We start from the raw sequence: 8,784 nt of genomic DNA, 5'->3' as shown, positions 1-8,784 counted from the left end.
GGCCGTCGAGACGTCCCAGCCGTCGGCGTCGATGCGTGCGAACTCGCCGTCTTCGAGATAGACGACGCGGTCGGTGAACTCCCTGAAGGCGGGCACGTCGCTCGCGAGGTAGGTCGCGTCGTCGTCGATGCCGAGCACGAGCGGCGAGTCCTGGCGTGTACAGAACACCGCATCACCGCCGGCGAAGACGGCGGCGATGGCGTAGCTCCCCTCGACGCGCTCGATCGCCGCGCGGAAGGCCTCCTCGTGGCTCGCGCCGTCGGCGAGCGCCGATTCGATGAGATGGGGGACGACCTCGGTGTCGGTATCGCTCGTGAACTCGTGGCCCGCGGCGGTGAGTTCGTCCTTCACTTCCTGAAAGTTCTCGATGATCCCGTTGTGGATGACCGCGACCTCGCCCTCGCAGTCGGCGTGCGGGTGGGAGTTGCGGTCGCTCGGCGGGCCGTGCGTGCTCCAGCGGGTGTGGCCGATGCCGACAGGGCCGGACGGGGCGTCGTCGTCGACCGCGCGTTCGAGGTTCACGAGTTCGCCCTCGTGTTTTTCGATCTCGACGGCGCTGTTGGCGAGCGCGACGCCCGCCGAGTCGTAGCCCCGGTATTCGAGCTTCGAGAGCCCGTGCATCAGCACGTCGAGGGTCTCGTCCGGCCGGCCGACGCAGCCGACGATCCCACACATCAGTCGAGCACCTCCGCGCCCGCGGGGATCTCACCGCGTGCCCGCACGCCGACGTGCAGCCGTGCGCCCGGCCCAACCAGCGTGCCGGGTTCGAGCGTGACCCCACCGTCGGCGTCGACCCGGTCGGCGACGACCGCCCCGAGCGAGCGATCCTCGTGAACGTGCGTACCGATCCGGACGTCGGTCTGCCCGCCGGGCACGAGGGTGCCCGGTCCGAGCGTCACGTCTTGGCCGGCAACACAGTCCAGAATCGTGCTCCCCGGCCCGACGCGCGTGTCGCCGTCGAGCACGCTGCGCGTGACGGTCGCGTTCGCTTCGACGGTAACGTTGCGCCCGAGCGCGACGTCCGGCCCGACGACCGCGCCGGGGCCGACCTCGCAGTCCGGCCCCACCACGACGGGTGCCTGGAGCGTCGCCGACTCGTGGACGAGCGACGTGTCGTCGACCCAGACGCCCTGTTCGAGCGCGGGTTCGTCGACGCGACCGCGCGCGAGGATCTCCTGGGTCACGGTCAGGAGGTCCCACGGGTAGGTGGCGTGCGGCGAAAGGCCATCGACGCGCACCCCGCGGACGTCCTCACCCTCGTCGATGAGGCGCGCGAGCGTGTCGGGCAGCTGAAGCTCGCCGTCGCGGCGCTCGGTCGCCTCGATCGCGTCGAAGATCCCCGTTCGAAAGGCGTAGACGCCGGCGTTGATCAGGCGGAAGTCGTCGGATTCGGGTTTCTCGACGATTTCGTCGATGCGACCCTCGTGGAGGGCGACAGCGCCGTAGCGGCGCACGTCGCGATGTTCGAGCACGCCGAGCGCGGCGGGCGCGTCGGGATAGGCCTCGAACTCGGCGACGACATCGGCCACCAGTCCGGAGTCGAACACGCGGTCACCGTTGACGAGCAGGAAGGGTTCGTCGACCGACGAGCGCGCGGCGAGCAGTGCGTGACCGCTGCCGAGCTGTTTGTCCTGAATCACGTAGTCGAGCGGCGTGTCGCGGTAGGTCGGCCCGAAGTGTTCCTGAACGCGGTCGCGCTTGTAGCCGATGACCACGGTGATCCGATCGATCCCGGCGTCGATCAGCGCGTCGAAGACGTAGCCGAGGATCGGCCGGTTCGCCGCTGGTAGCATCGGTTTGGGGCGGTTGTACGTCAGCGGACGGAGGCGGTTGCCCTCCCCGGCTGCGAGGACGACGGCGGTACGGACGCTCATTGCACCCTATCCACGGGGCGACGATTTCAACGTTCTGGCTGGCCACGTGGTCGTCGACCGCTCAGAGAGGGGGCGCGGGCGACTCCGACGACGATATGAACGACGGACGGAAATCGGGTGTGTGTCGATCAGCAGCGTCGTCGCCCTCATCAGGCGCGTACTCAGCCCTGGCGGCGACCTCACCGAACGCGCGGTCACCAGCGGCGTCTGGGTCGCGATCACGAACGTCGTCGACAGGGTGCTCCAGCTCGCGATGGTGCTGCTCGTCGCGCGGCTCATCGGCCCCGACTCGTACGGCGTGATGGCGCTCGCGCTCGTCGTGATGAGCGCGCTCACCAAGCTCTCCAGACTCGGCATCGACGCCGCGCTCATCCAGCGCGAGGCCGACGACGTCGACGCCTATCTCGATACGGCCTGGATGATGCAGAACGCGCGCGGGCTCGTCGTCGCCGCCATCCTGTTCGTCAGCGCGCCGATCGTCGCCTCGCCGGTCGTCTTCGACGAGCCGCAGCTCGCGCCCGTCCTCCGTGTGCTCGCGCTCTCGCCGCTGCTCTCGGGGCTGCAGAACCCGGGACTGCTCTATCTCAAGAAGGACCTCCGTTTCGACAAACAGTTCGCCTACACGCTGTCGGGGACGGTCTTCTACGTCGCGGTCGCCGTCGTCGTGGCCTTTCTCACCCGCTCGGTCTGGGCGCTCGTGCTCGGGCTGGTCGCGAGCGACTTCGTCCGGCTGGTGGCCTCCTATTTCGTCGCCGACTACCGACCGCGACCACGCTTCGATCTCGATCACGCGCGCGAGCTGTTCGGCTACGGGAAGTGGATCTTCGCCTCCGGAGTGGTATTGTTCCTGATCATGGAGGGCGACGACGCCTTCGTCGGCTGGTATCTCGGCACCGCCGTCGTCGGGCTCTACCAGCTCGCCTACCGCGTCTCGAACGCGCCCGCGACCGAGGTGACCCAGACCATTTCGAGCGTGATCTTCCCGACCTACTCGAAGATGCAGAGCGACGACCGCCGGCTCCGCGACGGCTTCTTCAAGACCGTTCAGCTCACGACGTTCGTCTCCTTCCCGATCGCGGTCGGCATCGCCGCCGTCGCACCGACGTTCGTCGATACGTTCCTCACCGAACAGTGGGACGCGATGGTGCCGATGATCCAGCTGCTCGCCGCGTGGGGGCTGCTGCGCTCGCTGGGGGCGACGACCGGCCCGCTCTTTCAGGCCATCGGCAAACCCGACATCCCCACGAAGATCCAGTTCGGCAAGCTGGTGATCATCGCGGCGTTCATCTACCCCGCGACGGCACGCTACGGCGCGGTCGGCACGGGGCTGGTGATCGTCGGCAACTCGCTCGTGTTCTCAGAGCCGGTCTCGACGTATCTCGCGACGCGGGCGGTCGACGGGAGCTACGCGCGCCTGCTTCGCCTCGTCGCCTACCCCGCAGTACCCAGTGCTCTCATGGGGATCGCCGTCGTCGCCGTCCATCGCATGGGCGTCGCCACCGGCATCGTCGAGTTCACCCTCCTCGTGCTGGTCGGCGTCGTCGTCTACGGCGTGCTCGCGCTCGCGCTCGAACGGTTCTCGGAGTACGACAGCGTGGCACTCTGCCGCCGGCTGGCCCGCACCGTCGTCTCGTGAGGGGTCGCGGCGCGGTTTGGAGCGGTGACGAACCACAACAGGTGAGTGTCGGGCGCGCGTTCTCGTTTCATGTCCATCCTCGACGACGCACGGGCCGTTCTCGACGACGGCCCGGTCTGTGATCCCTGTCTCGGCCGCGTCTTCGCCGACCGGAGCTTCGGCCTCACGAACAGGGCGCGCGGGCGCGCGCTCAGAACAACGATCGCGCTCGACGCGGACGAACCGTTCGAGAAAGCCGAGGAGTGCTGGGTCTGCGAGGGCGAATGCGAACGATTCGACGAGTGGGCCGAGCGCGCGGTCGACGCGCTCGGAGACGTCGAGTTCGAGACGTACCAGGTCGGCACGCGCGTCCCGCCGCTGATCGAGGAGAACGACCGCCTGCTGCGCGAGGAGAGCGATCTCCCCACCGACGCCGGCGAGTCGTTCAAATCCGCGCTCAACCGTGAGGTCGGCAAGCGCCTCGGCGAGCGCACCGGGACGGAGGTGGATTTCGAGCGCCCGGACGTGCTCGCGCTCGTCAACCTCGATCGTGGCGACGTCGACGTCCAGGTGAACCCGGCGTTCGTTTACGGGCGCTATCGGAAGCTCGAACGCGGGATCCCCCAGACCGAGTGGCCCTGCCGGGAGTGTGGCGGCAGCGGCAAGCAGTTCGTCGCGGACGGCGGCGAGGAGCCCTGTGACTACTGCGGCGGCAGCGGCTATCTCTACGACGAGAGCGTCGAGGAGCTGACCGCGCCAGTCGTCGAAGAGGCGATGGATGGTTCCGAATCGGTCTTCCACGGCGCGGGTCGCGAGGACGTCGACGCGACGATGCAGGGCACCGGCCGGCCGTTCGTCATCGAGGTCAAACAGCCACAGCGGCGCGCGGTCGACACCGAGGAGCTGGAAACGGGAATCAACGAGTTCGCCGACGGGAGCGTCGAGGTCGAGGAGCTCCGGCGCGCAACCCACGAGATGGTCGAGCGTGTGAAGGAACTCGACGCGCACAAGACCTACGCGATGGCCATCGAGTTCGCCGAACCGATCGATGAGCAGGCGTTCGCCGACGCGCTCGCCGAGCTCGATGGCGCGACGATCGAACAGGACACGCCCCAGCGGGTCGATCACCGGCGGGCGAGTCGAACCCGGGTGCGCGACGTCTACGAGATCGAGGGCGAGCTCGACGACGCCCGCCACGCGAGCGTGGAGCTACGCGGCGCTGGCGGCCTCTACGTGAAAGAACTCGTGAGCAGCGACGAAGGCCGGACGGAGCCGAGCCTCGCGGGACTGCTCGGCGTCGACAGCGAGGTGACGGCGCTCGACGTGATCGCCGTCGAGGGTGAGGACGAGGCGTTCGCCGATCCCGCCTATCTCGTCGAGCCGAGCGGTTAAGTGTCTCCATGCCGTGTGATAGCATGGAGGTAGCAACCCATGTGCCACCACCGAACGACCGATTCCACGCGGCTATACGAGGACGACGAGCACGAGGAGCTTCCAGAGTGGGCGATCGAAGCGGATGACGACGGCGAGACGGCCGACGAGGAGGACGAGCCGGAGCCGTTCACGCCAGGGACGGCCGACTGAGCACCTCCGTTTTTGCCAACCGCTTTGTGCCCGCCGCGCGAGCCGTCGGTATGTTCGGCGTCGATGAGGCGGGGCGCGGACCCGTGCTCGGATCGCTATTCGTCGCGTGCGTTAGTGCCGACGCCACCGCGCTGCCCGACGGGACCGACGACTCGAAACGGCTCGCGCCCGCCCGTCGCGAGGCGCTGGCCGCCGAGCTGCGCGCCGACGAGCGAGTCACGATCGCCGTGAGCGAGGTCACGCCCACCGAGATCGACGACGGGCGTCTGAACGGGCTCACGGTTGCGGCGATGGCCGACGCGATCGACCGCGCGGTGCCCACTGGCGAATCCGGCATCATCGACGCCTGCGACACCGACGCAGAGCGGTTCGGCCGCCGCGTGAGGGCCGAAACCGCGACCGACGTGGAACTCGCGGCCGAGCACGGTGCCGACGAATCCCACGAGCACGTCGGCGCGGCGAGCATCGTCGCCAAGGTCGCTCGGGACGCGCACGTCGCCGATCTCGCGGCCGAACACGGCGCGATCGGCAGCGGCTATCCGGGTGATGGCACTACCCGGGAATTCCTCCGCGAGTACGTCCGCGAGCACGGTGGCCTTCCACCGTTCGCGCGCGCATCCTGGAAGACCAGTCGCGACGTTCTGGAAGCCGCCGATCAGTCGGCACTCGCCGATTTCTGAATCCCGTTACGGCGTCGTTTCATACCACTACACGATTGCTGTGGAGTCGGTCGCGAGTTACGGCCAGTCGGGATCGACGTCGACGAGCGCGGCGCTGACGTTCCAGAGGTGTTCGCGCAGTCGATCGTCGTCGACGCGCGGGTCGGGATCGGTCGGGTCGTGGCGATCGAAATAGGTGTGATCAGCGTCGGGATCGATGGCGAGGTCGACGAGCGGGTCGGCGGCCTCGCTGACCGACGTACTGAGAACCGGGAGGCGTGCGGCGAGCGCCATGAATGCCCGGGTCGGCAGCGAGGCATGACGATAGAGCCCGCTGCCGGGCACGAACCCGGGATGGACGGCGTTCACGGGGATATCGACCCGTGCGGCGAGCTCGGTGGTGAAGAGCAGGTTCGCCAGTTTCGAGCGCGCGTAGGCTGCGAACGCCTCGTAGTCGGTTTCGAGTCGGAGGTCGGCGAAGTCGATCTCGCCGGTCGAGTGGACGGTCGAAGAGGTGGCGACGATGCGGGCGTCGGGGGTTTCGACGAGCATGTCGAGCAGGTCGTGCGTGAGCAGGTACGGCGCGAGATGGTTGACCGCGAGCGTCAGTTCGTGGCCGTCGGGGGTGAGCTGGCGGCTGTCCCGTGAGCAGCCGGCGTTGGTCACGAGCACGTCGAGGCGGTCGTAGCGGCGACGGAACTCCTCGGCGAGCGCGCGGACGGTCGCCATCGTCGCGAGATCGGCGCGGAAAAACTGCGCGCTGCCGCCCACCCGCTCGACCGTGGCGACGGTTTCCTCCCCGCCCTCGCGCGAGCGCCCCGTCACGACGACGTGTGCCCCGCGAGCGCCGAGTCGACGGGCGATTTCGCGTCCGATGCCGCCCGTTGCGCCGGTGACGAGCGCGACCTGTCCAGTCAGATCCGTGGTATCGGTCATGCCGAGCGGTCGAGCGGGAGCATCATAACCGCGCGGGAACCGACAGACCGTAGTTCGACCATCCCGTAAGGAGTCCAATGAGTTCGCTGGCCGAGGACTGGCGGGCCGATCTCGACGCGGTCGACGGCCGCCTGATCGACGACTACCAGAGCGGGTTCCCGGTCGAGGAGCGGCCGTTCCGCGCGATCGGTGCGGAGCTCGGTATCGGTGAAGACGAAGCGCTCGCCCGCGTCGAGTCGCTGCACGAGCAGGGGATCTTCCGGCGGTTCGGCGCGGTGCTCAACCCGCCCGTCATCGGCTCGTCGACGCTCGCGGCGGTACAGGCCCCCGAAGATCGGTTCGCGGAGATCGCCGAGATCGTCAACGAGCACCGGCAGGTCAACCACAACTATCGGCGCGATCATCCCTGGAACATGTGGTTCGTCGTCACCGCCGGCTCGCGCGAGACGCGCGACGCGATCCTCGCCGACATCGAGGAGCGAACCGGCTGTTCGGTGTTGAACTTGCCGATGCTGACGGATTTCTACATCAACCTCGAATTCCCGGTCGTGAACGGCGATCGCTTCGCCCGCGAGTCGAGCGGTGGGGGCGAGGACGTGCGTGCGACCGCCATCAGCGAGTCGGCGACCGGTGATCTCTCGACGCTCGACGCACGACTCCTGCTCGCCATCCAGGGTGGCTTTCCGCTGACGGCGACGCCCTACCGCGACATCGCCGCGGAGCTCGACGAGTCGGTCGGGGACGTGGTCGACGCCATCCGCCGGCTGTGCGAGACGGGCTGCATCAAGCGCATCGGCTGCATCGTCAACCACGTCGTCACGGGCTTCGACGCCAACTGCATGGTTGTCTGGGACGTGCCCGACGACGAACTCGACGCCCGCGGGACCGAGGTCGGCTCGCTGCCGTACGTCACCCTCTGCTATCACCGCCCGCGCAGACCCGATCAAGGGTGGTCGTACAACCTGTTCACGATGATCCACGGTCGCGACGCCGAGATGGTCGACGAGAAGATCGACGAACTCGCCGACGAACATCTCCCACACACCCACGAGCGGCTCTTCTCGACTGAAACGTTGAAACAGACCGGCGCGCAGTACGAGGAGCTACTCGGAAGCTGAATCGGCCGTTCACCCCGTTCGGTGGTTATCGTTTTTCGTTCGGGTTTTTGCGCGAGCGGTTCGCAATCGGTTGTTCCAACCGTTTCTGCAAGCAACAAATATAACCCGGAAACCGTCCAGATTGGGATGAGAAATGACGGATATCAATCGGAATCGGCGACGGTTCCTGCAGCTCACCGGCGCGACGGCTCTCGCGGCCGGCGTCGGGGCGGCGGTCTCGGGGACGGCCGGTGCACAGGCGTCGGCGTGGTCCGCGGCCGACTCGCCGACAGGCAAAACGCTCAACGATGTCGTACAGACGAGTGAGGGACCGTACGCCGTCGGGAGCGGAGGACTGGTGCTCGCCCGCCGCGCCAACGGCTGGGAGACCGTTCTCTCGAAGGGCCCGACCGTCGAAGGAAATACGCTCACCGGAGCCGGCGTCACCGACGACGGCGAGCACGTCTGGTTCGCTGGCGGCAGCGGCGTCATCGGCCAGTACGACGTGGTCGAAGAGCAGCTCACCGACTACTCCGCGCCGGGAGGGAAGACGAGCAGCTGGGAGGATCTCGCGGTCACCGGAGCGTCGGGCTCCGAAACCGTCCACCTCGTCAACGGCTCCGGCGAGGTTCTCAGCGGGACGAAAAACGGTTCAGGAGGGATGGACTGGGGAGAAGCCCAGAAACCGGGCTCAGGCTCCAGCATGAAAGGGATCGATTTCGCCAGCGCTTCGGTCGGGCACATCTCGAACACGAGCACGAAGATCTACGAGACGACCGACAGCGGCGGAGGCTATCAGGAAATCGGTATCGATGGTCAAGGTGGCAACTTGTACGGCGTGGCGAGCGTGAGTAAATCGGACGTCAACGTGGCCGCCGGCAACGGGATAATATACCAGTACGACGGATCGACGTGGACGGAAATAAATGTCAGTTGATCACATTGACACAGTCCCGACGCCGTCCAGCAGGCGCTGAATTTGTCTAACCGATGCCCGAACGGACATCGGAACGATAGAG

Annotated in this window: 8 protein-coding genes and 1 pseudogene; 6 read left to right on the top strand and 3 right to left on the bottom strand. The window is 67.4% G+C overall.

Going from position 1 to position 8,784, the window contains the following annotated elements:
* Nucleotides 1-675 (bottom strand): annotated as a pseudogene (locus tag C448_RS03185) (glutamine--fructose-6-phosphate transaminase (isomerizing)); the annotation flags it as partial.
* Nucleotides 675-1,874: a sugar phosphate nucleotidyltransferase gene (locus tag C448_RS03180; protein WP_004051868.1), complete on the bottom strand. Its 1,200-nt coding sequence runs from the start codon at nucleotides 1,872-1,874 to the stop codon at nucleotides 675-677. The pseudogene C448_RS03185 and the gene C448_RS03180, both read right to left, overlap by 1 nt.
* Before the next feature lie 121 nt (nucleotides 1,875-1,995).
* On the opposite strand from C448_RS03180, the gene C448_RS03175 reads away from it, so the two are divergent.
* The 4 genes from C448_RS03175 to rnhB all read left to right on the top strand — a co-directional run bounded on the left by C448_RS03175 (nucleotide 1,996) and on the right by rnhB (nucleotide 5,753).
* Nucleotides 1,996-3,510 (top strand): lipopolysaccharide biosynthesis protein, encoded by a 1,515-nt coding sequence (locus C448_RS03175; RefSeq protein ID WP_004051867.1) that lies wholly within the window; start codon nucleotides 1,996-1,998, stop codon nucleotides 3,508-3,510.
* 69 nt (nucleotides 3,511-3,579) lie between these two features.
* Nucleotides 3,580-4,881 carry a tRNA pseudouridine(54/55) synthase Pus10 gene (locus C448_RS03170; protein ID WP_004051866.1) on the top strand — a complete coding sequence of 434 codons (1,302 nt, stop codon included), beginning with the start codon at nucleotides 3,580-3,582 and terminating at the stop codon, nucleotides 4,879-4,881.
* 39 nt (nucleotides 4,882-4,920) lie between these two features.
* Nucleotides 4,921-5,073 carry a hypothetical protein gene (locus tag C448_RS16095; protein ID WP_160162771.1) on the top strand — a complete coding sequence of 51 codons (153 nt, stop codon included), beginning with the start codon at nucleotides 4,921-4,923 and terminating at the stop codon, nucleotides 5,071-5,073.
* 50 nt (nucleotides 5,074-5,123) lie between these two features.
* Nucleotides 5,124-5,753, top strand: coding sequence for a ribonuclease HII (gene rnhB / locus C448_RS03165; protein WP_004051865.1), 630 nt, complete (start codon nucleotides 5,124-5,126; stop codon nucleotides 5,751-5,753).
* Between the two features lie 57 nt (nucleotides 5,754-5,810).
* Here the strand turns inward: rnhB and C448_RS03160 are convergent, their stop codons facing one another.
* Nucleotides 5,811-6,668, bottom strand: coding sequence for an SDR family NAD(P)-dependent oxidoreductase (locus tag C448_RS03160; RefSeq protein ID WP_004051864.1), 858 nt, complete (start codon nucleotides 6,666-6,668; stop codon nucleotides 5,811-5,813).
* A gap of 77 nt (nucleotides 6,669-6,745) precedes the next feature.
* On the opposite strand from C448_RS03160, the gene ahbB reads away from it, so the two are divergent.
* Entirely contained in the window at nucleotides 6,746-7,786 is a 1,041-nt protein-coding gene (ahbB, locus tag C448_RS03155) for a siroheme decarboxylase subunit beta (protein WP_004051863.1), read from the top strand.
* 133 nt (nucleotides 7,787-7,919) lie between these two features.
* Nucleotides 7,920-8,702, top strand: a complete 783-nt coding sequence (locus C448_RS03150) for a twin-arginine translocation signal domain-containing protein (protein ID WP_004051862.1) — start codon at nucleotides 7,920-7,922, stop codon at nucleotides 8,700-8,702.
* The last annotated feature ends 82 nt before the right edge of the window (nucleotides 8,703-8,784 follow it).

The sequence above is a fragment of the Halococcus morrhuae DSM 1307 genome (assembly GCF_000336695.1).
In the GTDB taxonomy this organism is placed as follows: domain Archaea; phylum Halobacteriota; class Halobacteria; order Halobacteriales; family Halococcaceae; genus Halococcus; species Halococcus morrhuae.
This window is presented reverse-complemented; position numbering and strand designations above follow the sequence as displayed.

Excerpts from the sequence above, each read along its gene's own strand:
- ahbB (WP_004051863.1), top strand. The coding sequence starts at position 6,746 with ATGAGTTCGCTGGCCGAGGACTGGCGGGCCGATCTCGACGCGGTCGAC.
- C448_RS03160 (WP_004051864.1), bottom strand. The coding sequence starts at position 6,668 with ATGACCGATACCACGGATCTGACTGGACAGGTCGCGCTCGTCACCGGC.
- C448_RS03150 (WP_004051862.1), top strand. The coding sequence starts at position 7,920 with ATGACGGATATCAATCGGAATCGGCGACGGTTCCTGCAGCTCACCGGC.
- C448_RS16095 (WP_160162771.1), top strand. The coding sequence starts at position 4,921 with ATGTGCCACCACCGAACGACCGATTCCACGCGGCTATACGAGGACGAC.
- C448_RS03170 (WP_004051866.1), top strand. The coding sequence starts at position 3,580 with ATGTCCATCCTCGACGACGCACGGGCCGTTCTCGACGACGGCCCGGTC.
- C448_RS03180 (WP_004051868.1), bottom strand. The coding sequence starts at position 1,874 with ATGAGCGTCCGTACCGCCGTCGTCCTCGCAGCCGGGGAGGGCAACCGC.
- rnhB (WP_004051865.1), top strand. The coding sequence starts at position 5,124 with ATGTTCGGCGTCGATGAGGCGGGGCGCGGACCCGTGCTCGGATCGCTA.